The organism is Dyella solisilvae, assembly GCF_003351225.1.
Taxonomy (GTDB): domain Bacteria; phylum Pseudomonadota; class Gammaproteobacteria; order Xanthomonadales; family Rhodanobacteraceae; genus Dyella; species Dyella solisilvae.
This window is the reverse complement of the sequence record NZ_QQSY01000002.1, coordinates 112,496-135,159: the sequence shown is the minus strand read 5'-3', so window position 1 is coordinate 135,159 and position 22,664 is coordinate 112,496. Positions and strand designations below refer to the sequence as shown.

Below are 22,664 nucleotides of genomic sequence, written 5' to 3'. Positions count from 1 at the left end.
ATGCGCCACCTGTTCACTGTGCTATGGCTGCTGGTCGCATGGTCTCCGTTGTCTGCCCGTGCGGCCGATGTGCAGGCCACGCTGGACCGCACCCGGGTGTCGTTGGGCGAGACCGTCACGTTGAACCTGCGCGTCAATGGCGGCGGCATGGTGCAGACGCCGGATCTCAGCGCGTTGTCAAAGGACTTCGCCGTGCTCGGCACCTCGAGCAACTCCAGCATCAGCATCGTCAATGGCGCCCGTTCGGCCCAGGTCACCATCGGCGTGGCGTTGCGGCCGCTGCATGTAGGTACGCTGCAAATTCCACCGCTGCCGCTTGCCGGTGGCGTCACCGCGCCGCTGAACCTGGAGGTGGTGGCGCCCGATCCATCAGCAGCAGCCGATGGCCGTAAGGACGTCTTTCTGGAGGCGCAGGTCGACCCGGTCGCCGGCTACGTGGGGCAGCAGCGCGTTTACACCGTGCGCCTGTACTTCGCGGCGGATCTGACCAACGGCTCGCTGGAGGACCCGCAACTGGCCGGCGTTGACGCACCCCGCCTGGGCAATGAGATCAACTACCAGGCCGAGCGTGGTGGGCGCCGCTACAATGTCATCGAGCGGCGCTACGCGCTGATCCCGCAGCGCGAGGGACACCTCGTGATCCCCCCGGTCGCCTTCCAGGGTGACATGGTGGATATGGCCGACCCCGATGCATTCTTCGGGCATTCCACGCCGGTCTCGGCCGCCTCGCCCGCGGTCTCGCTCGACGCGCGGCCGGCTCCTGCAGGCACCGCGCAGGGCGCCTGGCTGCCTGCACGCGAGATCGCCCTGAAGCTCGACGGTGGCCCGGGCGGCGGCGAACTTCGCGTGGGGCAGCCGCTCAACCTGGTGATGAGTCTGCAAGCGACCGGGCTGCCGTATGAAGCGCTGCCCGCCCTCAGCATGCCCGCGCTGGACGGCGCCACGGTCTACCCGGACAAGCCGGTCAACGGCACGCACGTGGACGGACAATGGCTGCAGGGGCGTCGCCAACAGGGGTTTGCCGTGGTGCCGAGCAGAGCCGGAACGCTGACGATTCCCGAGACCACGCTGCACTGGTGGAACGTGGTGACCGACCGCCCCGAAGTGGCGCGCATCCCTGCACAGACATTCACGGTGCTGCCGGCCACGGCAGGGGCCACGAATCCTCCGCCGGCCACCACGGCTGCGCCGGTGGCGCCCGCAACCGTTCCGGCCTCCGCGCCGTCGCCAACCACGATCAGCGAAACACCGTGGCGGTGGATCGCACTGGGCAGCCTGGGGCTGTGGGTGCTCAGTGTCGTTCTGTGGTGGCGTCGTCGCCGGGCCAGGGTTGTACCCACGCAGGGCGAGGCGGCGCCAAGCTCGCCATCGCACTTGCGTGCGGCCTTTCTTGCGGCGGCGCGCGGCGGCGATGAGGCGGCGAAATCGCGCAGCTTGCTGGCCTGGGCGAGGGCCGAGCGCCCTGCGCTGCAAAACCTGGGCGAACTGGCGGAGGCCCTGGCGTCGGAGCCCCAGTGCGCCTCCATCGCGGCGCTCCAGCGCAGGTTGTACGCCGAGGACGAGGCTCCACGGTTGAACGACCAGCTGGCTGACGCCTTCCGCGGCGGATTTGCCTGGCGGCCGGCCGATGGCGTCGCCAACGCCTCCCCATTGCCGCCGTTGTATCCGTTCAACCTCGAGCGCTGAGCGCCTCCCGCCAGATCGCCGCCATCGCGTCGCTGTAGCAGCACAGCAGGATCTGCAAGGCGTCATCCCGGCCTTGCGCTTCATGCAGGCTGTGCAAGGCGACGCCGCCGGCCAGTTCGGGCGGGTAACCGTAGACGCCGCAGCTGATCGCCGGAAAGGCGATGGAGAGGACGTCATGGGCGCGGGCCAGCGCCATGCTTTCGCGGTAGCAGCTGGCGAGCAGCGCCGGTTCACCGTGCGTGCCGCCGTGCCAGATCGGGCCGACGGTATGGATGACATGGCGCGCGGGCAAGGCGAACCCCGGCGTGATGCGTGCTTCGCCGGTCGGGCAGCGCACGCCGGGCTGGACCTGGGGCAGGGCGCGACACGCCTGCAGCAGCGCCGGGCCCGCGGCGCGATGGATGGCGCCGTCCACGCCGCCGCCACCCAGCAGGCTGCTGTTGGCGGCGTTGACGATGGCATCCACGCGCAACCCGGTAATGTCGGCGGTGATGATCTCGATGGGCATGGATTCGTAAAATCGTGCGACGTATGCTTGACGCTAGAATAGCCAGGCGCGAACTGACAGCACATCTATGACCAAGGCAGAAGACATTTCCTTTGGCTATTTGCTCAACGATGTGACCTTGCTGTTCCGCAAGCACTTCGACAGACGCGCCGTGAAGTTCGGGTTGACCCGCGCGCAATGGCGGGCCACCAAGATGCTCTACCACCGCGAAGGGCTGCGGCAGACCGAGCTGGCCGAATTGCTTGAGATGGAGCCGATCGCCGTCGGGCGAGTGATCGATCGCCTGCAGGCCGCCGGCTTTGTCGAGCGTCGTCCCGACCCGAAGGATCGCCGCGCCTGGCGTCTGTACGTCACCGACCAGGCGCGCGGTGTCATCGCCGACATGGAGCTGATCGCTCGCGGCCTGCGTCGCGACGCCACCCGCGGCATCGCCGTGGACGAGATGCAGCAGGCACTGGAAGTGCTCAACCGGATCAAGGAAAACCTGCAGGCGCTCGACGGCGCCGGGCTCGCCGAGGACGCTGAACCCTAAGCGGGCCCGCGGCCGTGCCCGTGCAGGGCCTACGACGATTCACCGGAAACCCCGACGCGGCATGCGCTGCGCCGTCATCAAGCTGACATGTAGCTTGCTTCCTGCCGCATGGCGACGCATTTGCCAAGTGCTGTTGGTCGTGCGGAGCAACGGCGCCCTCTGCATTCACAATGCCCGGTGCAACGCACCGGGGTGAGACAAGGTGCGGGGTGGCTCCAGTGACCTGCCTTTGCGGCCGAACGCGTGGCTGCAGGGCGGGCGTCTGGACGTCCGCCCGCCGTCGATGGTCGGAGAAATCATGCAGCGTACGTCCCGGAAGAAACTCTTGTTGCTCGGCGCGGTGGTGATCGCGGCGGTCATAGCCGTTCCCCTGTTTCGCGGCAACGAGCGCGCCTCGGCCAAGGTGGCCGTCGCTCCTTCGAGCGTGCCGGTCAAGGTCGCCAGCGCGCACCGTGGCGACCTCGACCTCACCCTGAAGGTGATCGGTCGCGCCGAGGCCTATTCCACGGTCAACGTGCAGGCGCGCGTCAACGGCCAGCTGCAGGCCCTGCTGTTCACCCCAGGTGGGCAGGTGAAGGCCGGGCAGACCATCGTGCGCATCGATCCCAGCCTGTTGCAGGCGCAGCTGGACCAGGCGCAGGGCAACCTAGCCAAGGACCAGGCTCAGCTCGACAACGCCCAGACCATGCTCAAGCGCTATCAGCCGCTGTTGGGCAAGGGCTATGTGGCGCAGTCGGATTACGACACCTACAAGGCCAACCAGGGTGTCTATTCCGCTTCGGTGAAGGCTGACCAGGCGGCTGTCGAACTGGCGCGCACCCAGCTGGGCTACGCGCAGATCCAGGCGCCGTTCGACAGCGTCGCCGGCGCCCCGCTGGTGTATCCCGGCGCGCAGGTGACGGCCAACGACACCTCGATCGTGGTGCTCAACCAGATCCGTCCGATCCGCATCACCTTCGCCATCCCCGAAACCGGCCTGGCCGGCATCAAGGAAAGCATGGCGCGTGGCGCCGTGCCGGTGACGGCCAGTATCCCCGGCGCCAAGGCGACGCCGATGCAGGCGGAGCTCGAGTTCATCAACAACGCCGTGGACGCCACCACCAGCACCATCCAGCTCAAGGCGCGCTACGCCAACGATGATGCCCGCCTCACGCCCGGCCAGTTCGTGGAAGTGCTGCTGCCCACCACGCGCCTCACCAACGTGGTGACCGTGCCGGTGGTGGCGCTGCAGAATTCGCCGCTCGGCAGCTTCGTGTTCGTCGCCAACGCCGACGGCACCGTGCAGCAGCGCATGGTGACCGCGGGCCCGAGCAGCGGTTCGCAGGTGGTGATCGAGAAGGGCCTGACCGGCAGCGAGCACGTGGTCACCGATGGCCAGCTGCTGCTCGTCGACGGCGCGCACGTGCACGTCGTCAGCGACAACGGCTGAGGGGCGTCCACCGATGAACCTTCCTGCGCTGTGCATCCAGCGGCCGGTCATGACGACGCTGTTGATGGTGGCACTGCTGGTGTTCGGCATCGCGGCCTATCCCAAGCTGCCCGTCAACGAACTGCCGAACGTCGACTTCCCCACCATCACAGTGGGCGCGAGCCTGCCGGGCGCGGCGCCGGAAACCATGGCGACGGCGGTGGCCACGCCGCTGGAGAACCAGCTGTCGACCATCGCCGGCATCCAGTCGATGACCTCGACCAGCGCGCTCGGCTCGACCTCGATCACGCTGACCTTCGACCTCGACCGCAGTATCGACGGCGCGGCGCAGGACGTGCAGGCCGCGATCTCTGCCGCGCTGCGCCAGTTGCCGACCAACATGCCGACGCCGCCGACCTTCCGCAAGGTCAATCCGGCCGATGCACCCATTCTTTACCTCACGCTGCGTTCGAGTACGCAACCGCTGTCCGTGGTCGACGACTACGCCGAGACGCAGCTGGCCCAGCGCCTGTCGATGATTGATGGCGTGGCGCAGGTGAGCGTGTACGGCTCGCAGAAGTACGCCGTGCGCATCAGCGTGGATCCGCAGAAGCTGGCGGCCAGCGGCATCGGCATCGATACCGTGCAGAACGCGGTGTCCAACGCCAACGTGAACCTCGCCACCGGTTCGCTAAACGGCAATCGCCAGCTGCTGCAGATCCGTTCGGATGGCCAGCTGCAGCGGGCCAACCTCTACAACAACATCATCGTGGCCTACCGCAACGGCGCGCCGGTGCGGCTTGGCGACCTCGGCAAGGCCGAGGACAGCGTGCAGAACGACCAGGTCGCCAGCTGGTACAACGGCGAGCGCGCGATCGTGCTCGCCATCCAGCGTCAGCCGGGCTCCAACACGGTGGCGACCATCGACCGCATCCGCGCGGTGCTGCCGACCTTCGAAGCCACCTTGCCGCCGTCGATCAAGATGGCGGTGCTGTATGACCGCTCGGATTCGATCCGCGCCTCGGTCGACGACGTGCAGTTCACCCTGCTGTTGGCCGGCGTCCTGGTGGTGCTGGTGATCTACCTGTTCCTCGGCAATGCCTCGGCCACGCTGATTCCCGGCCTCGCGCTGCCGGTGTCGATCGTCGGCACCTTCGGCGCGATGTTCGCGCTGGGCTACAGCCTGGACAATCTCTCGCTGCTGGCGCTGACCCTGGTGGTCGGTTTCGTGGTGGACGATGCCATCGTGATGCTCGAGAACATCGTGCGTCATGTCGAGGACGGCATGGACCCGTACGAGGCCTCGCTCAAGGGCGCCAGCGAAATCGGCTTCACCATCTTCTCGATGACGCTGTCGCTGGTGGCGGTGTTCCTGCCGGTGATGTTCATGGGCGGCATCGTGGGTCGCCTGTTCCACGAGTTCGCGGTGACCCTGAGCGTGGCCATCCTGATCTCCGGTTTCGTCTCGATCACGCTTACGCCGATGCTGTGCAGCCGCTTCCTGCGTCATGCCGAGCATGAGAAGAAGGCGCGCGTGGTGCTGTGGTTCGATGCCGGCTTCGAACGCGTGCGGCGCGGCTACGTGAGCTCGCTGGGTTGGGCGGTGAACCATCCGCGCAGCATCATGGGCGTGTTCCTTGGCAGCCTCCTGCTCACCGGCCTGTTGTTCGTGGTGGTGGACAAGGACTTCATTCCTTCCGGCGACTCCGGCCAGCTCAACGTCAACGTGGAAGGGCCGGACGATATTTCGGTGGCCGGCATGGCGGCGCGACAGCAGGAGCTGGCCAAGATTGTCGAGGCCGACCCGAACATCGAGGGCTACATGTCGTCCGTGGGCCCGGGCGGCTCGCGCACGACGACCAACAACGGTTCGCTGCTGCTTCGGCTCAAGCCCGCCAGCGAGCGCGCGCTCGATCCGAATGGCATTATCCAGGAGCTGCGGCAGAAGTTCGCCAAGGTGCCGGGCATCCGCGCCTATATCCAGAACCCGCCATCGATCCAGATCGGCGGCCGCCAGTCCAAGGCTCAGTACCAGTACACCTTGCAGTCGATCGACATGCAGGCGATGTACGACTGGTCCGGCAAGGTGATCACCGCTTTCAGCAAGCTGCCCGGATTCCAGGACGTCACCAGCGACCTTGATCTCAACGGCCCTTCGATCGTGGTCAATGTCGATCGCGACAAGCTCGCCACGCTGGGCCTGAGCATGGATCAGGTGCAGACCGCGCTCGGTTCGGCCTTTGGCGCGAGCCAGATTTCCACCATCTATGGCGCGTCCTCGCAGTACTGGGTGATCCTGCAGGTCTACTACGCACTGCAGAACGACGCTGAGGTGCTGTCGCAGCTGTACGTCACTTCCAGCAACGGCAACCTGGTGCCACTCAACGCGGTGGCCAGCTTCGAACGCAAGCCGCAGGCGCTCACGGTCAATCACCAGGGCCAGATCCCCGCCGTCACCATCTCGTTCAATCTCGCGCCCGGTGTGAGCCTGAGTGAAGCGGTGGCCAGCATCGACGGCGCGATGAAGCAGATGAACCTGCCGCCGTCGATCACCGGCAGCGTGCAGGGCACGGCGCAGGCGTTCCAGGATTCGATGCGGGGCATGGGCCTGCTGCTGGTGCTGGCCCTGTTCGTGATCTACCTGGTGCTGGGCATCCTGTACGAGAGCTTCATCCACCCGTTGACGATCCTGTCCGGCCTGCCGTCGGCGGGCGTGGGCGCGCTGCTCACCCTGATGATCTTCCGGGCGCCGCTGGATCTGTTCTCCTTCGTCGGCATCGTGATGCTGATCGGCATCGTGAAGAAGAACGCGATCATGATGATCGACTTCGCGCTGGAGAAGCAGCGCAGCGAGGGCATGGCGCCAGCCATGGCGATCGTCGAGGCCTGCCATGTGCGTTTCCGCCCGATCATGATGACCACCATGGCGGCCTTCGCCGGCACCTTGCCGATCGCGCTTGGTCTGGGCGCAGGCGCGGAGACGCGACGCCCGCTCGGCCTGGCGGTGGTGGGCGGCCTGCTGGTGTCGCAGGTGCTCACGCTGTATCTGACCCCGGTGATCTACCTGTACCTGGATCGGCTGCACGAGCGCTTCTCGCGCAAGCGGAAGGTCGAGCCGCTGGAGGCGCACTGACCTCCGCCGTGTTGCAGCAGCGCACCCTGTGCGCTGCTGCAGCGTAGAGCGTCGTGGTTTCGCTGCGAGGTCGCACACAGGGTGCGCTGCTACAGGAAGTGCACGCAAAAAAAGGGCGGCCCTGAGGCCGCCCTTTTCATGTCCGCCGCGGCGGGCGATTACTCTTCCGCGCCGTCGTTCGCGAATGCGCCCGGCGCCGAGCCGAAGTCGCCGTCGGCCTGGGCCGCCATGTACGAGAAGGTCGCGTACACCGCCACGTTCTGCGCCAGTTCCTTCGGGTCGATCTTGTCGAGCGTGTCGTTGGCGGTGTGGTGGAAGTCGAAGTAGTCGGTGCCGTCCTGGGTCAGGCTCAGCGCCGCCATGCCCTTGGCATGCATCTGCGACAGATCCGAACCGCCGCCGCCAGGCATCTTGCCGTCGTAGTCCACGCCGATCGGGGCGAGCATCTTGGCGATCTGGTCGATGGCGCCGCGCGCCTCCGGCTTCACGCTGGCGCCCATGCGCCACACCTTGCGGGCGCCGAAGTCCGACTCGCTGCCGAGCTGGAACTTGGACACCTCGGCCGCATGCTTCTCGGCGTAGGCGCGGCCGCCCCAAAGGCCCATTTCCTCGTTCGCGAAGGCGATCACGCGGATGGTGCGGTCCGGACGCTGCGGCATGTCATGGATGAGCTTGCCGGCGGCCATGGCGATGGCCACACCCGCGCCGTCGTCGATCGCGCCGGTGCCCGGGTCCCACGAATCGAGGTGACCGCCGATGACCACGACCTGATCCGGATGCTTCTTGCCGGTGACTTCGCCAATCACATTGGCGCCCTTATAGGTGCCGGTGATGCCGCAATCGAGATCGAGCTTGATGCTGACCGGCTTGCCGTAGGCGAGCACGCGCGTGAGCTGGTCGGCGTCGGGATTGGACAGCGCGGCCGCCGGGATGGCGTCCTTCGGATCCTTGAAGCCGGTGACGCCCGTGTGCGGCGTGCGGCTGTGGGCATCGGTGCCGGCCGAGCGCAACAGGAAGGCAGCGGCGCCCATCTTCGAGGCGATCACCGGGCCACCCACGCGCACGCCGGAGCCGATGGCGTAGTCGCGACCGTCCTTCTGGCGCGTCATGTGCGCGTCGACGAACACGATCTTGCCCTTCACGCTGGCCGGATCGGCCTTCTTCAGCGCATCGAGGCTGTCGAAGCGCACAACTTCGGCGGTCAGTCCACCCTTGGGCGTGGCGGCCGAGTAGCCCAGCGCGATCAGCGCCAGCGGTTGCGGGAACGGCGCGACGATCTCGGCGTGCTCGCTGCGGCGCTCCCACAGCGGATAGCTCACTTCCTCGGTGTAGACCTTGTCGAAGCCCAGCGCCTTGAACTTGGCGATGGCCCACTCGCGACCGCGCGCGTCGGCCGGGCTGCCGGCCAGACGCGGGCCCACCTCGGTGGTGAGCGACTCGACGATCTGGTAGCCGGTGTTGTCACTCATCGCCTTGTCGCGCAGCTGTTCGGCCGACTTCACCGCGGCGGCGGGAACCGTGGTCTGGGTGGCGGCGTTGGCCGTGCCGATGGCGAGCATCAGGCTGGCGGCGAGCAGTGAAAGGGGCAGGCGACGCATGGGGAAGCTCCTTGGGCGGAAACAGCGATTATCGCGTGCCCGGGAGCGGCCGCTTAGGCCAGAAGTCATGGGGGGAGAGCGAGGAGTGAGAAGTGAGGAGTGAGAAATGAGAGAGAGCTTGGTGCTTTTCTCTCACTACTCACTCCTCTTTACTCACTTCTGATTCTGCGCCTTGAGCAGGTCGCGGATTTCGGTCAGCAGCACCACGTCGGCCGGCGGCGGCGCGGGCGCGGCTTCCTGGCGACGGGTGAGCTTGTTGATGGCCTTGACCACCAGGAAGATCGCGAAGGCGATGATGATGAACTGGATCAGCGTGTTGATGAAGGTGCCGTAGCCGATCGCCACCTCGGCGATCTTGTGCGCCGGGTTGCTGTTGTCGGCGGGCTTGAGCACCCACTTCATGTCCGAAAAGTCGATGCCGCCGGTGATGTAGCCGATCGGCGGCATGATGAGCTGGTCGACCAGCGCGGTGACGATCTTGCCGAAGGCACCGCCGATGACCACACCGACCGCGAGGTCGATGACGTTGCCACGCATGGCGAATTCTTTGAACTCTTTGAACATGCTCATGCTTCTCTCCCTGGGCTGGACGACAGGGAAACTCTAGCGCAGCGGGATGGGGTGCGTCAGGCGCGCAGCGAGGCCCATGCCAGCTTCCGACAGCTTCCGGTCATCCCTGTGAAAGCGGAGCAAGCGCGTTGCCCGCAGAACGCCCCGAAGGGGCGAGTCATGCAGTGTCTTCCGTGCCTGGTGAAAGCAAGGTGTCCCTGTCCATGCAGGGATGACAGCGGCGAATTTGGCCTCAGGCCACACGCCCTTCCAGCACCGCCACGCCCGCAAGCTCGGCATGGAAGCGGTCGCCGCGCTGCAGCGCCGATACGCCCGCCGGCGTGCCGGTGAAGATCAGGTCGCCCGCCTTCAGCTCGAATAAGGTCGAGAGGATGGCGATGATCTCGGGCACCGGATGCACCATGTCGCCAAGCCGGCCGTGCTGACGGGTCTGGCCGTTGATGCTCAGTGTCAGCGTGCTGTCAGCATCGAGGTGCACCTCGCTGGCCGGGCGCAATGCCGACACCGGCGCGGAGTGGTCGAACGCCTTGGCCACGTCCCACGGATGGCTCTTGGCCTTGGCCACCGCCTGCAGGTCGCGGCGGGTCAGGTCCAGCCCCACGCCGTAGCCCCATACCATCGCGGCGGCCTGCTCGACCGGGATGTCACGGCCACCGCCGCCCAGCGCCACCACCATTTCCACCTCGTGATGAAGGTCACTGGTGGCCTGCGGATAGGGCACGTCCGCGCCGTCGGTCACCACGGCGTCCGCGGGCTTGCAGAAGAACAGCGGCGTATCCTTGTCGACAGTAGCTCCCATCTCCCGGGCATGTTCGGCGTAGTTGCGGCCGATGCAGAAGATGCGGCGCACCGGGAAGCGCTGGTCGCTGCCGATGACGGGAAGGGACGGAATGGCGGGAGGCGTGATGGCGTAGGACATAGTCCCGCAAGGGTACCACCGCCGCCTTGGGGCGCCAGTCACATGTCACGTCAGCTTTTATTCGACCACCGCTCGCGGGTACAACCGCCCCGTTTCAGCCCCGCGGAGGTGACAGCTGTCATCATCAACAGTTGATGGGGGCGTCTGGTGGCGGCAGGGCCGCTCCAGCATCGTTGCGGCATCGCGGAACCGGCGGACGCCGGCAGGGAGTGCGTGTGTCAAATGCGGATCTACTGAAGGAACTGCGCATCGAGAAGCACCAGCGCGAAGCGCACGGCCAGGGACCGGGCCGCTGGCCGTGGATCGTGGCCGGCGTGGTCGTGGTGCTGGCGCTGGCAGGCGGTGCGGTCTGGCTGATCACGGGCCGGCGAGCCATTGACGTACAAACGGCGCAGGCGCAACCGGCCGCTTCCCAGGCAGCGGCCGGCGCGGTGCTGCAGGCCACCGGCTATGTGACGGCGCGCCGGCAGGCCACGGTGTCGGCGCAGATCACCGGCACGCTGACCCAGGTGCTGATCGAGGAAGGCGATCACGTCAAGCAAGGCCAGATCGTCGCCCGCCTCGACGACTCGCAATACAAGGCCGCGCTGGAAGCCGCGCGGACCCAGGCTGCCGCCGCCCATGCCCTTGTGGCGCAATACCAGGCGCAGCTGGCGCAGAACATACGAGACCAGGCGCGGCAGGAGGCGCTGGCCGTCAAGGGCCTCGTACCCGCTCAGGCCGCCGAACAGGCGCGCACACTGACCGACAGCACGCGCGCCCAGCTGGTGTCGCAGCAACGCAGTGCGGACTCGGCCGACGCGCAGGTGGTGGAGGCGCAGGTCAACTTCGACTACTGCGTGATCCGCTCGCCGTTCGACGGCGTGATCACCACCAAGGACGCCCAGGTAGGCGAAATCGTCTCGCCGTTCTCCGCTGGCGGCGGTTTCACCCGCACCGGCATCGGCACGGTGGTGGACATGGATTCGCTGGAAGTGGACGTGGACGTCAACGAGGCGTACATCGGACGCGTGAAGCCCGGCATGCCCGCCGAGGCGGTGCTGGATGCCTACCCCGACTGGCGGATTCCGTCGCACGTGATCGCGATCGTGCCGGCGGCTGATCGAGGCAAGGCCACGGTGAAGGTGCGCGTGGCGCTGGAGCACAAGGACGCACGCATCGTGCCGGACATGGGCGTGCGCGTGTCGTTCCTGGAGCAGAAGCAGGCGACGCAGGCCAGCGAGGCGAGCCTCAAGGGTGTGCTGGTGCCGGCTACGGCGATCGCGCAGCGCGACGGGCATCCGGTGGTGTTCGTGCTGTCGGGCGAGCAGGTGCAGCAACGCACGGTATCGCCGTCGGCGGCGCCCCAGGTGGATCAGCGCCTGCTGCCGGCGGGCGTGGAAGCAGGCGATACGGTGGTGGTGTCGCCACCGGCGGAACTCAGGGACGGCGCGCGCGTGAGCGTGCCATCCAAGTCCAAGGAATGAGCGGGTTGTCCCACCGCTGCGCATGATCGGATGCATCGCGTCGGGCGATGCACAACCAACGATTCAGGAGCACAGGCATGAGTACGTTGATCGAAACCCGCGATCTGTCCAAGGTGTACGAGCGCGGCAAGCAGAAGGTCGAAGTGCTGCACCACATCAACCTGGACATTGCCGAAGGCGATTTCCTGGCGTTGATGGGCCCCTCCGGTTCCGGCAAGACCACCCTGCTCAACCTCATCGGCGGGCTGGATACGCCCAGCGGCGGCAGCATCACGGTGGCCGGACAGCGGTTGGACCAACTCGGCGGTGGCGCGCTTGCGAAATGGCGCGCCTCCCACGTGGGCTTCGTGTTCCAGTTCTACAACCTGATGCCGATGCTCTCGGCGCAGCGCAACGTGGAGCTGCCCCTGCTGCTGACCAAGCTCTCGGCCGCGCAGCGACGCAAGAATGCGTCCATCGCGCTGCAACTGGTGGGGCTGGGCGATCGCTCCTCGCACAAGCCCAGCGAGCTGTCGGGCGGCCAGCAACAGCGCGTGGCGATCGCGCGCGCGATCGTGTCCGACCCGACCCTGCTGGTCTGCGACGAGCCGACCGGTGACCTGGATCGCCAGTCAGCAGAGGAAGTACTCGGGTTGTTGCGCGTGCTCAACCGCGAGCACGGCAAGACCATCGTGATGGTCACGCACGATCCCAAGGCCGCCGAGTACGCCAACCACACCCTGCATCTGGACAAGGGCACCCTGGTCGAACAGGCCATCGCGTGAGGATGCGGCGATGAAATATCTCCATCTCATCTGGGCGGCGCTGTTCCGGCGCAAGACCCGCACGATACTCACGCTCGTGTCGATCATCGCCGCGTTCCTGCTGTTCGGCATGCTCGATGCGGTGCGCACTTCCTTCAACCAGGCGGGCCAGAGTGCGAACGGCGCGCAGCGCCTGCAGACGGGCTCCAAACTGTCCTTCATCCAGACCCTGCCGCAATCGCTGGAATCGCAGATCGCACAGGTGCCGGGCGTAAAGATGGTCACTTATGCGAACTGGTTCGGCGGCGCCTACCAGGATCCGCACAACCAGGTCTTCAGCTTTGCGGTGGAGCCGAACTACATCGACCTCTATCCGGAGATCGAGGTGAGCCCGGCCGAGCGCAAGGCGTTTGACGACACACGCACCGGCGTGCTGGTTGGTGAGAAGCTGGCGCAGCGCTTCCACTGGAAGGTGGGCGACAAGATCCCGATGCAGTCGACCATCTTCCCCAACCACCAGGGCAGCAAGAACTGGACCTTCGACGTGGTAGGCATCCTGCATTCCAAGGACAAGAAGGCCGGTGGCTTCTACGACCAGCTGCTGTTGCTGCACTGGAAGTACTTCGACGAAACCACGCCGTTCAACCGCGGCACGGTGGGCTGGTACGTGACACGCGTGGCCGATGTGAACCAGGCCGATCGCGTGGCGAAAGCGATTGATGCCATTTCCGCGAACTCCGACCACGAGACGCGCACGCAGACCGAACAGGCCGCCACCGCCAACTGGATGAAGCAGCTGGCCGACATCGGCCTGATCGTGGGCGCGATCATGGGCGCGGTGTTCTTCACCCTGCTGCTGCTGTCCGGCAACACCATGATGCAGGCGGTGCGTGAGCGGACCAGCGAACTGGCGGTGCTCAAGACCATCGGCTTCTCCAACCATGCGGTGCTGGCGATCGTGCTGGCCGAGTCGGTTTTGTTGCTGCTGATCGGCGGTGTGCTTGGGCTGGGATTGGCGACGCTGATCATTCCCATCGTCAGTGCCGGCAGCGGCGGCATGCTCAACCTGCCAAGCGTAAGGGGTGGCAGCTGGGCGCTGGGACTAGTCCTGATGATCGCCATCGGTCTGCTGGTGGGCGCTTTGCCGGCGCTGCGCGCCATGCGCCTGAATATCGTCGACGCCCTGGCTGGACGCTGAGGATCACACCATGAATGCCTTGATCAATATCGGTTTGCTGGTACTCATCGTGCTGGTGCTGGCGGCATGGATCGCCTTGCCCTGGCAGGGGGCGGTGCTGTTGGTACTGCTGTTCGCAGCATGGATGCTGTTCACCCGGCGTGGCAGGCAGGCCGCGTCGGTGGCGAGCGTCGGCATCAGTACGCTCGGTCAGCGCCTCGGTTCGTCGGCGGTGATCGTGATCGGCATTGCCGGCGTGGTGGGCGTGCTGGTGGCCCTGCTGGCGATGGGCGAAGGCTACGCCGAGACCCTGCGCAAGACCGGCAGCGCGGATACCGCCATCGTGATGCGCGGTTCGTCCGCGTCCGAAGTGATGTCCGTGCTCGACCACGACAGCGTTGTACTGATTCCGCAGGCGCCAGGCATCGCCAAGGACGCCAAGGGCCAGCCGATCGCCTCGCCGGAACTTGTGGTGGCCGCCAATCTCCCGCTCAAGGGCGGCACGGCCGATGACGAAGGCAGCGTGCAGTTGCGCGGCGTGAGCGACCAGGCATGGGCGGTGCGTCCCAACGTCAAGATCATCGAGGGGCGCAACTTCCAGCCGGGCATGCGTGAGCTGATCGTGGGCAAGGGCGCGGCCAAGCAGTTCGACGGACTCGTGCCCGGCCACACCATCCGCCTGGGTAACCAGCAGTGGAACGTGGTCGGCGTGTTCTCGTCGGGCGATGCGATGGATTCGGAGGTGTGGGGCGACGCCAGTGTCGTGGCCGATACTTATCGTCGCGGCAGCAGCCGCGCCTCAGTGGTCGTGCGGCTGACCGATCCCAAGGCCTACGACGCGTTCAAGGCCGAGCTGGACGGCAACCCGCAACTCAAGGTGGATGTCAGCACCACCATCGACTACTTCAACAAGCAGTCCGAGGGCATGACCAAGGTGATCCGCGTGATCGGCATCACCGTGGGCGTGATCATGGCGATCGGCGCCATGTTCGGCGCGCTCAACACCATGTTCGCCGCGGTCGCGGCGCGTGCCCGCGAGATCGCCACGCTGCGCGCGATCGGCTTCCGTGGTTTGCCGGTCGTCGTGGCGGTGATGCTGGAGACCATGCTGCTGGCGCTGATCGGCGGCCTGCTGGGCGGATTGCTGGCCTGGCTGATCTTCAACGGTTACAGCGCATCGACCCTCGCGGCGGGCACCGTCGGCAAGCTCAGCTTCGAGCTGAAGGTGTCGCCGGAACTGTTGTGGACCGGTCTGAAGTGGGCTCTGGCGATCGGCTTCATCGGCGGCCTGTTCCCGGCCATGCGCGCCGCACGTCTGCCGGTAACGACGGCGCTGCGCGAGTTGTGATCATGCGGCCCTGGTGCAGCGATCGCTGCACCAGGGCCGCACTCGATCGATCAGGGAATCACGGGCGGCACATAAGCCAGGGTCAACCCCAATGCCCACAGCAAACCCAGCACCAGCGGCAGGTGCACCGCCAGCTGGATGAAGGTGAAGCCGACCACGTCGCGCGCCTTCAGGCCGAGCACGCCGAGCAAGGGCAGCATCCAGAACGGATTGATCAGGTTCGGCAGCGCCTCGGCCGCGTTGTAGATCTGCACGGCCCAGCCCAGGTGCACGTGCAGGTTGGTCGCCGCCTGCATCACGTAAGGCGCCTCGACCAGCCATTTGCCGCCGCCCGACGGTACGAAGAACCCTAGGATCGCCGAATACGCGCCCATCACCAGCGGGAACGTGTCGGTGGAAGCGACCTGCACGAACAGCCCCGACAGCCGGTGCGCCAGCGTCACGTCGGCAAAACCCGGAGCATGGGTGAGCAGCGAAGCGATGCCGCCATACAGCGGAAACTGGATCAGCACGCCGGCCGTGCTTGGCACCGCGCGCGCGACGGCGTTGAGAAAACTGCGGGGACGCCAATGCAGCAACAGGCCCAAGGTGAGGAACAGGAAGTTGTAGGTATTCAAGTTGGCGATGGCGACCACCGCCGGTTTGGTGGCGAACTCGTAGCCCAGCCAGCCCAGTCCCATCAGGCCGATCAGCACCGACAGCACCGGGCTGTACTCGAGCCACTCGCCGGGCCGCTGCCGCGGCGGCAAGACAGGAGTCGGCGTTTCGGTGACGCCAAAGTCTTGCGCCGTGCGCGCATTCTGTCCGGATGGCGCGGTCAGCCAGCAGATCAGCAACGACACCAGGATCAGCACGGCGGTAAGCACGAACGACTGCCACAGGAAGATGGTCTGGCTGAAGGGCAGCACGCCGGTGATGTTGATCAGGCCAGGCGGCATGCTCTTGGGGTTGGCCTGCAGTTGTGCGGCGGACGAGGACAGCCCCATCGCCCACACGGCGCCCAGACCGAGATAGGCGGCGGCGCCCGCGGCGCGGTAGTCCATCCGCAGCTCTTCACGTCGCGCCAGTGCGCGAACCAGCAAGCCACCGAAAACCAGCGAGAAACCCCACGACAGCAACGAGGCGAGCATGCTCACCAGTCCGACGTAGCAGATCGCGCCTCGCCCGGTGCGTGGCACGTGGGCGAGCCATTCGATGAAGCGCGCGACCACCGGCGCGGTGGCCAGCACATAGCCGCCGATCACCACGAAAGCCATCTGCATGGTGAAGGGAATCAGGCTCCAGAATCCGTCGCCGAACGCGTTCACCGTCACCTGTGGCGTGGCGCCGAAAGCCAGCGCGGCGATGGCGACAATCACCACGCCCAACGCCGCAAACACCCAGGCATCAGGAAACCAGCGTTCCGACCAGGCCGCGCTGCGCAGGGCGGCGCGCGCCATCACACCTTCGTTCGTCGCGTTCATGGGCATCCCCCGGCCAAGGATGGACCCATGGTGTGCGCCCGCCTGCCAGCGAGGCAAGCCTACCTAAGTCGAAACGGCGCGGTCGCTCACGCTGGGGTCGCGAAAAGCCGGCGAGGCCTTGAGCCGCTTACAAAAGGTAGCGACGACTCAAGCTCGTCATTCCGGCGAAGGCCGGAATCCAGCGCCTTTGAGGCTCTGGACCGCAGCCCTTGGCCCTGTCTTGGAGGGACGCTGGAGTGACGACCGTGTTTTCAGCGGGGCTCAGTGAGTGCGCTTCTGCCGCGCCAGGGTGATGGCGGCCACACCCAGCAGGATGATGGCCATGCCGACCAGGTCAAACGGGCCGACGCTTTCCCCGGCCAGCCATACGCCGAACAACACGGCGACCGGAGGATTCACATAGGCGTAGCTGGTGGCCAGCGCCGGGCGGGCGTGCTTGAGCACATACAGGTAGGCGCTGAAGGCGACGATCGACCCGAACACCGCCAGGTAGAGCAGGGCGGCGGTGGCCCGTAGCGTGGGATGGGCGGGCAGGTGCTCGCCCGTCGCGAAGCCGACGATCAGCATCGCCACACTGGCGCAGAGCATCTGTGCGGCCGTGTTCATCGGGCCAGCGGGCATGTCCTGGCGACGGCTCCACGCCGAACCGAACGCCCAGCTCATCGCCGCCACCAACAGTGCAAGCGCGCCGATGCGCGAGCCCGACAGCCCGGCGCCGAGGTTGAGCACCACCACGCCGATGAAGCCGATCACCAGGCCAATGGTCTCGCGCCGCGTCGGCCATTCACCGTACATGCCGGCAAACACGGCGATAAACAACGGCATGCTGGCCACCGCCACGGCGGCGATGCCCGAGCTCACATGCTGTTCGGCGAAACACACCAGGCCGTTGCCGAATCCAAGCAGCAACACGCCAGTGAACGCCGCATTGCGCCATTGAAGCGCCGTCGGCAGCGCCACGCCGCGCAGGCGCAGAAAGGCAAACAGGGCGATGCCTGCGCCGAGGAAGCGGATGGCCGCCAGCAGGAAGGGCGGATAGCTCTCCAGCGCGATGCGGATGCCCAGATACGTCGAGCCCCAGATGATGTACAGCGCGAACAGCGCCAGCGGCACCATCACGCGAGTGTCGGCAAAAGCGGCGGGCGCCGCGGCAGTGGCGGTGGTCGTGGCAGAGTCGTTCATGACAGGGTGCGCAGGGGACGCATCGCGGGGACGGATGCCGGCCATAGTTTACAGGGAGAGCCACGTTAGTCCGGCCACGCCAGGGGCGGAAGCGAGGCGTTTGCAAGGCAGCGTTGAGCAGCTTTCAAACCATTCTGCAGCAGGGCGCGACGCGCCGGTCAACGCCTTGAGTCGCCTCGTCGAGTCTGCATGGCCTCCTCAGGCGACAGAGCGCCTCACCGGACGGCTGTGCTGGTGCTCTCCGGCAAGCAGCTCACGCTTGCGCTCCACGCCCCATCGCCAGCCGCCGAGCGAACCGTCCTCGCGCACGATGCGGTGGCAAGGCACGATCAGTGCAAGGCGGTTGCTGCCACATGCCCGGCCCACCGCACGCGCAGCCTTGGGCATGCCCAGTTCCGTGGCCAGTGCGCCGTAACTCTTGGTGACGCCGCTGGGTATCCGCGTCAGCGCCTCCCACACGCGCCACTGGAAGGCCGTGGCGGCCACGTCCAGCGGTGGCAGTTCGGGCGCGTCGGCCTGGCTCCAGCCGAGATCGTGAGCAATGCGTGCGATCACCGCATCCAGCCACTCCTCGCGGCCCGCATCGACGCGCTGGCGGTTTGCCAGTGGGAACTCCCCGGCCAGGCGCGCTTCCAGCTCGGCATCGGTATCGCCAAGCGTCACCGAGCAGATGCCACGGCTGGTGGTCGCCACCAGCAGGCGACCCAGCGGCGTGTCGGTGGTCGTGTAGCGAATGTCGGCGCCCGCGCCGCCGGCGCGATAGCTGGCCGGCGTCATGCCGAGCAGGCGGTCGCTGTGTTCGTACACGCGGCTGCCCGAACCAAAGCCCGCGTCATAGACCGCATCCGTTACTGCCGCCCCATTGCGTAGAGCCGTCTTCAACTGACCAAAGCGGCGCGCGCGATGGTACTCGGCCGGACTCATGCCGTAGCGGCGGCGAAAGGCACGTTGCAAATGGCTGGGGCTCAGGCTGGCGGCATCGGCCAGCACCTGCAGGGTAGGCGTCTCGTCCGCCCCCTCGATCAGCAGGCGGACTTTCTCCAGCACAGACTCAGTAGCGATGCGGGCATTCATGGCGGTATCCGTGATGCGACAGGGCTAGCCTACGGTCCGCCCGTCACAGTCACCATCCGGTTCTTGCGCGATGTCGGCCTGCTTCCTGGCAGGAGCGCAGCCTGCGCGCGGCCACACGGTCGTTCTTCGGCGCGCCCGCAACCCTTTCGCGCACCGAGTGCGCTACTCAAGGGCGTGCAACGAGGCTCAGCGGGTAGCGTGGCGCGTGTGGCGCAACACCACGAACTCGCCTTCGATCACCTCGGGCTGGTGCTGGCGACCGTTGGCGGCAGCCGCTACCGTGGCGCGCTTGCGCGTCCAATGACGCAGGCTGAACACCACGGCGCCGCCAACCAGCAGCACCCCGGCCACGACCAAGCCAAACACCATCAGCACGCCCACCATGGCGAGCCCCAAAATGAGGGACAGGGCACGGACCAGCGGATGGCGAGAGCGACGCGGCATGGGCAGCGAGAAACGCATGTGTTAAAAATCCGTGTGGTAAAATCAACGACTTACGTGCGTAACGATGGAGCCTCAGGGCTCAAGAGGCAAGTGCCAATGGAAACAGCAACTCCCGACCAGGCGCTTTGCCGACTGGACGATATTCCCGATGGCGGCGCGATCGCCGTCGATGCCGCCCTGCGCGACGGCGAAGAAAGCGTGATCGTGCTGCGACGCCATGACGCGGTGCGCGCCTATATGAATATTTGCCCCCACGCCGGACGTCGCCTCGACTGGGCGCCGGGCAAGTTCCTGCTCAAGGACAACCTGCTGATCTGCGCGGCGCATGGCGCCACATTCCAGGACCTCGACGGCCTGTGCACTGGTGGTCCGTGTCGTGGTGAACACCTGCGCACGGTGCCGGTGCGCGTCACCGACGGCGAGGTGTGGCTGGACCAATAGCCTCGTTCTGGCTGTAGCGCTGCCTAGCCATCTTTCCAGGGCTGTTCATCTCCACCGCCACGAAGGCGAACACTGGCATCCGGCGCCTTTTGGTTCGCCAAGCGTCCGTGGCAAGGTGATTGCTCACGCAGCCATGTCGAGGTGTGGGCAGCAGAAGCCAGCTCAGGTCCAATGGACTCCACCCATCCGGCCGGGCCGCGGTCAACGACTGGCTCTTGCTCGGCTACCTTGCCCACTCTGTCGTTGAAGCTGTTGAGGTCGCGATCGCTGGTTAGCGAGTACGGCGCGTAGCGATTGACAAAGCGGGCTCCGCCATCGCTGATCGACGGTTCCAAGATGTAGCCCACGCGGCTGGTGGAGGGGCGAGTGCGTCGCATAGAGCCAAGAAAGGCAAGAAGAAATATCATCGTCGTGCCTGCGATGTGGCAGGCAGCTTGGCCCGACCACGCTTCGCGTACGAGGGCAGGGGAGAAGCGAGACCATGCATGTATTGATATGCGGCGGCGCTGGCTACGTAGGTAGTCATATGGCCAAGTGCCTCAGCGTTGCCGGGCACGAAGTGACCGTCCTCGACAATCTGCGAACCGGTCATCGCGAGGCAGTGAAGTGGGGAGATTTGGCGGTTGCGGATCTGCTCGACGAGCGTGCACTTAGTCTAATTTTTTCGCGAACGCAGTTCGATGCAGTAATGCACTTCAGTGCCCTCTCTTTGGTCGGCGAATCCGTGACCATGCCGTATGAATACTACGCGACCAACGTAACAGGAACGGTTAACCTTTTGCGGGCCATGCGCGCGCGCGACGTCCGACGCTTGGTGTTTTCATCGACTGCCGCTGTCTACGGGCAACCTCAAAGCCCTCTGATTGATGAGGATCACCCGAAGTTGCCGATGAGTCCATACGGTGCGAGCAAGCTAATGGTCGAGCGTGTGCTATCCGACGCCGCGGCTGCCTACGGCTTGAGATCTGCGGCGCTCCGATATTTCAATGCTGCCGGAGCCAGCGCGGACGGCGATATTGGTGAGGCCCATCATCCCGAGACGCACCTGATACCGAATGTTCTTCGATCCGTGCTCGGCCAAGGCGGCAGGCTAAAGGTGTTCGGAGGCGATTACACCACCCCGGACGGTACATGTGTCAGGGACTACGTACATGTTGATGATCTCGCGGATGCTCATCTACGGGCCCTTCATTATCTAAATGGGCACGACGGCGCACACGCTTTCAATCTGGGCAACGGCCAAGGTTTCTCCGTGCGCGAGGTTATAGCTACAGTGCAGCGTGTCACTGGGTGTGATGTGCCGTTTGAAATGGGTGCTCGTCGTTCGGGGGATCCAGCCGTTTTGGTCGCCGCCAGCGCCAAAGCTAAGACGGAGCTGGGTTGGGAGCCTCGACATAGTGGGTTGGATACGATTATTGAAAGTGCATGGCGTTGGCATTCGAATCCGGCGTTCTGACGTCCAGTTGCACGCATGCTTTGTAAGTAGTCAAGCTCGACACGAGCCAGCGCCCACGTCCTCAAAGAGATGCGACTTCAGCCGGTCAACGCAACACACTATAGGCGCCAAGCGGAAGTAGTGTTGCATGGCACGCAGACCTCGCAGGCCTATTACGGAAGGCCAGATGTCCTTGTTGTGGGACCTCTGGCAGAAGGGCAAGTCGCTTCATCAGATCGCCCGGCTGCTGGACCGGAGGCATTCTTCGATCCGCCGGTTGCTAGCGCAAACCGGTGGCATTCGACCGGTTCCGCGCCATCGTTCCGCCCGCACCCTGACGCTGACCGAACGCGAAGAGATCTCACGATCCGTGGTGCTGGGACACTCGCTCAGGACTATCGCCTCGCAGCTTCATCGCGCGCCATCGACGACAAGCCGCGAACTGCATCGAAACGGCGGTCGGGACAGCTACCCCGGGCCACCCAGGCCGATCAACAGGCATGGGAGCGCGCCCGTTGGCCCAAGGTCTGCATGCTGAAGAAGCATCGCGTGCTGTCTAAGGTGGTGGCCGCCAAGTTGCAACGGCGATGGTCACCGGCGCAGATTGCGGGCTGGCTCCAACAGCGTGCTGGCGACGACGAGGAGCACCGGGTTTCGCACGAGACGATCTATCGCACCCTTTTCATTCAGGCCCGCGGCGCCCTGAAAAAAGAGCTGCAGGCCCATTTGCGACGTACTCGCGCGATGCGCCGCTCACGCCACCACTCGCAGAAGACGCCGAACCACGGCCAGCTCACTGGCATGATCTCGATCCGCGAACGTCCAGCCGAAGTCGAGGACCGGGCCGTACCTGGCCATTGGGAGGGCGACCTGCTGATGGGGAGCCACAGCAGCCAGATCGCCACGCTGGTCGAGCGCTACACGCGTTTGGTCATGCTGGTGAGGGTCGAAAGCCGAAACACACAAACGGTGATCGACGGGCTGATCAAGCACGCCCACAAGCTGCCTAGGGAACTCTACAAGTCGCTGACGTGGGATCGCGGCAAGGAGATGGCCGACCACCAACGCTTCACGTTGGCGACCGACATCCAGGTTTACTTCTGTGACCCGCAACATCCGTGGCAACGGGGTGCGAACGAGAACACCAATGGCCTGCTGCGCCGATACTTTCCGAAAGGGACGGACCTCTCGGTCTACTCCCAGGCTAAACTCGATGCTGTGGCGCGGGAGTTGAATGAGCGACCGAGGCAGACGCTCAACTTTGAAACACCGGCCGAAAGTTTCCAGCGATGTGTTGCACTGACCGGCTGAAGTCGCAGATAAATCAGTGCGTTTGGTGGCCGAGATTCTTCTGCATTGCTCTCGAATCATGGTCGTAACGTTAGGGATGGACCGGTACGGGTCGAGGCTAGGCTGGCTTGCTTTGCTTGCGGCGTGCGCCGCGTTGGTGGTTAGGAACAGGTCGTCCCATATCGCTTGGAGCGTAGGGTTCGCTCAGTCGAATTCGACTGCATTTGCGGGCACTCGACCTTGCATG

General features: G+C 65.5%; 18 protein-coding genes and 1 pseudogene. 11 read left to right on the top strand and 8 right to left on the bottom strand.

The features are described 5' to 3' along the window. Entirely contained in the window at positions 1-1,686 is a 1,686-nt protein-coding gene (locus DVT68_RS07910; protein ID WP_114824546.1) for a BatD family protein, read from the top strand. Here the strand turns inward: DVT68_RS07910 and DVT68_RS07905 are convergent. Beyond that, positions 1,670-2,194, bottom strand: a complete 525-nt coding sequence (locus DVT68_RS07905; protein ID WP_114824545.1) for an O-acetyl-ADP-ribose deacetylase — start codon at positions 2,192-2,194, stop codon at positions 1,670-1,672. The genes DVT68_RS07910 and DVT68_RS07905 overlap by 17 nt on opposite strands. A gap of 67 nt (positions 2,195-2,261) precedes the next feature. Between DVT68_RS07905 and DVT68_RS07900 the strand changes: the two genes are divergently transcribed. The 3 genes from DVT68_RS07900 (at position 2,262) to DVT68_RS07890 (ending at position 7,267) form a co-directional block, all read left to right on the top strand. Further along, complete coding sequence (locus tag DVT68_RS07900) at positions 2,262-2,726, top strand: MarR family winged helix-turn-helix transcriptional regulator (protein WP_114824544.1); 465 nt, start codon at positions 2,262-2,264, stop codon at positions 2,724-2,726. A 298-nt stretch (positions 2,727-3,024) separates the two neighbouring features. Beyond that, positions 3,025-4,155, top strand: coding sequence for an efflux RND transporter periplasmic adaptor subunit (locus tag DVT68_RS07895; RefSeq protein ID WP_199536005.1), 1,131 nt, complete (start codon positions 3,025-3,027; stop codon positions 4,153-4,155). A 13-nt stretch (positions 4,156-4,168) separates the two neighbouring features. After that, on the top strand, positions 4,169-7,267 hold the full coding sequence (locus DVT68_RS07890) for an efflux RND transporter permease subunit (protein ID WP_114824543.1): 3,099 nt from the start codon (positions 4,169-4,171) through the stop codon (positions 7,265-7,267). Positions 7,268-7,425: 158 nt separating this feature from the next. Here the strand turns inward: DVT68_RS07890 and DVT68_RS07885 are convergent, their stop codons facing one another. From DVT68_RS07885 to DVT68_RS07875, 3 genes are all read right to left on the bottom strand, one after another. Continuing rightward, entirely contained in the window at positions 7,426-8,865 is a 1,440-nt protein-coding gene (locus DVT68_RS07885; RefSeq protein WP_114824542.1) for a M20/M25/M40 family metallo-hydrolase, read from the bottom strand. A 153-nt stretch (positions 8,866-9,018) separates the two neighbouring features. Further along, positions 9,019-9,435: a large-conductance mechanosensitive channel protein MscL gene (gene mscL / locus DVT68_RS07880; protein ID WP_114824541.1), complete on the bottom strand. Its 417-nt coding sequence runs from the start codon at positions 9,433-9,435 to the stop codon at positions 9,019-9,021. 232 nt (positions 9,436-9,667) lie between these two features. Beyond that, entirely contained in the window at positions 9,668-10,354 is a 687-nt protein-coding gene (locus DVT68_RS07875) for a fumarylacetoacetate hydrolase family protein (RefSeq protein WP_114824540.1), read from the bottom strand. 215 nt (positions 10,355-10,569) lie between these two features. Here DVT68_RS07875 and DVT68_RS07870 point away from each other — a divergent pair, with 215 nt between their 5' ends. The 4 genes from DVT68_RS07870 to DVT68_RS07855 all read left to right on the top strand — a co-directional run bounded on the left by DVT68_RS07870 (position 10,570) and on the right by DVT68_RS07855 (position 15,088). Further along, on the top strand, positions 10,570-11,820 hold the full coding sequence (locus DVT68_RS07870; protein ID WP_114824539.1) for an efflux RND transporter periplasmic adaptor subunit: 1,251 nt from the start codon (positions 10,570-10,572) through the stop codon (positions 11,818-11,820). A 77-nt stretch (positions 11,821-11,897) separates the two neighbouring features. Further along, on the top strand, positions 11,898-12,584 hold the full coding sequence (locus DVT68_RS07865; protein ID WP_114824538.1) for an ABC transporter ATP-binding protein: 687 nt from the start codon (positions 11,898-11,900) through the stop codon (positions 12,582-12,584). A gap of 10 nt (positions 12,585-12,594) precedes the next feature. Beyond that, positions 12,595-13,761, top strand: coding sequence for an ABC transporter permease (locus DVT68_RS07860; protein ID WP_114824537.1), 1,167 nt, complete (start codon positions 12,595-12,597; stop codon positions 13,759-13,761). Positions 13,762-13,771: 10 nt separating this feature from the next. Then, a complete protein-coding gene (locus tag DVT68_RS07855; protein ID WP_114824536.1) occupies positions 13,772-15,088 on the top strand; it encodes an ABC transporter permease in 1,317 nt (438 codons plus the stop codon). Between the two features lie 50 nt (positions 15,089-15,138). Here the strand turns inward: DVT68_RS07855 and DVT68_RS07850 are convergent, their stop codons facing one another. The 4 genes from DVT68_RS07850 to DVT68_RS07835 form a co-directional block, all read right to left on the bottom strand. Beyond that, positions 15,139-16,527 (bottom strand): short-chain fatty acid transporter, encoded by a 1,389-nt coding sequence (locus DVT68_RS07850; RefSeq protein ID WP_114825299.1) that lies wholly within the window; start codon positions 16,525-16,527, stop codon positions 15,139-15,141. Positions 16,528-16,812: 285 nt separating this feature from the next. Beyond that, entirely contained in the window at positions 16,813-17,733 is a 921-nt protein-coding gene (yedA, locus tag DVT68_RS07845) for a drug/metabolite exporter YedA (RefSeq protein ID WP_114824535.1), read from the bottom strand. A 198-nt stretch (positions 17,734-17,931) separates the two neighbouring features. After that, the gene (locus DVT68_RS07840; RefSeq protein ID WP_114824534.1) at positions 17,932-18,807 is read right to left on the bottom strand and encodes a methylated-DNA--[protein]-cysteine S-methyltransferase; all 876 of its coding nucleotides are present in this window, start codon (positions 18,805-18,807) and stop codon (positions 17,932-17,934) included. 186 nt (positions 18,808-18,993) lie between these two features. Beyond that, positions 18,994-19,269: a hypothetical protein gene (locus tag DVT68_RS07835; protein ID WP_114824533.1), complete on the bottom strand. Its 276-nt coding sequence runs from the start codon at positions 19,267-19,269 to the stop codon at positions 18,994-18,996. 78 nt (positions 19,270-19,347) lie between these two features. Here DVT68_RS07835 and DVT68_RS07830 point away from each other — a divergent pair, with 78 nt between their 5' ends. The 3 genes and pseudogenes from DVT68_RS07830 (at position 19,348) to DVT68_RS07820 (ending at position 22,438) form a co-directional block, all read left to right on the top strand. Further along, a complete protein-coding gene (locus DVT68_RS07830; RefSeq protein ID WP_114824532.1) occupies positions 19,348-19,692 on the top strand; it encodes a Rieske (2Fe-2S) protein in 345 nt (114 codons plus the stop codon). Between the two features lie 481 nt (positions 19,693-20,173). Next, positions 20,174-21,148, top strand: a complete 975-nt coding sequence (galE, locus tag DVT68_RS07825) for a UDP-glucose 4-epimerase GalE (protein ID WP_114824531.1) — start codon at positions 20,174-20,176, stop codon at positions 21,146-21,148. A gap of 127 nt (positions 21,149-21,275) precedes the next feature. After that, positions 21,276-22,438, top strand: a pseudogene (locus tag DVT68_RS07820) (IS30 family transposase). Positions 22,439-22,664: the final 226 nt, after the last annotated feature.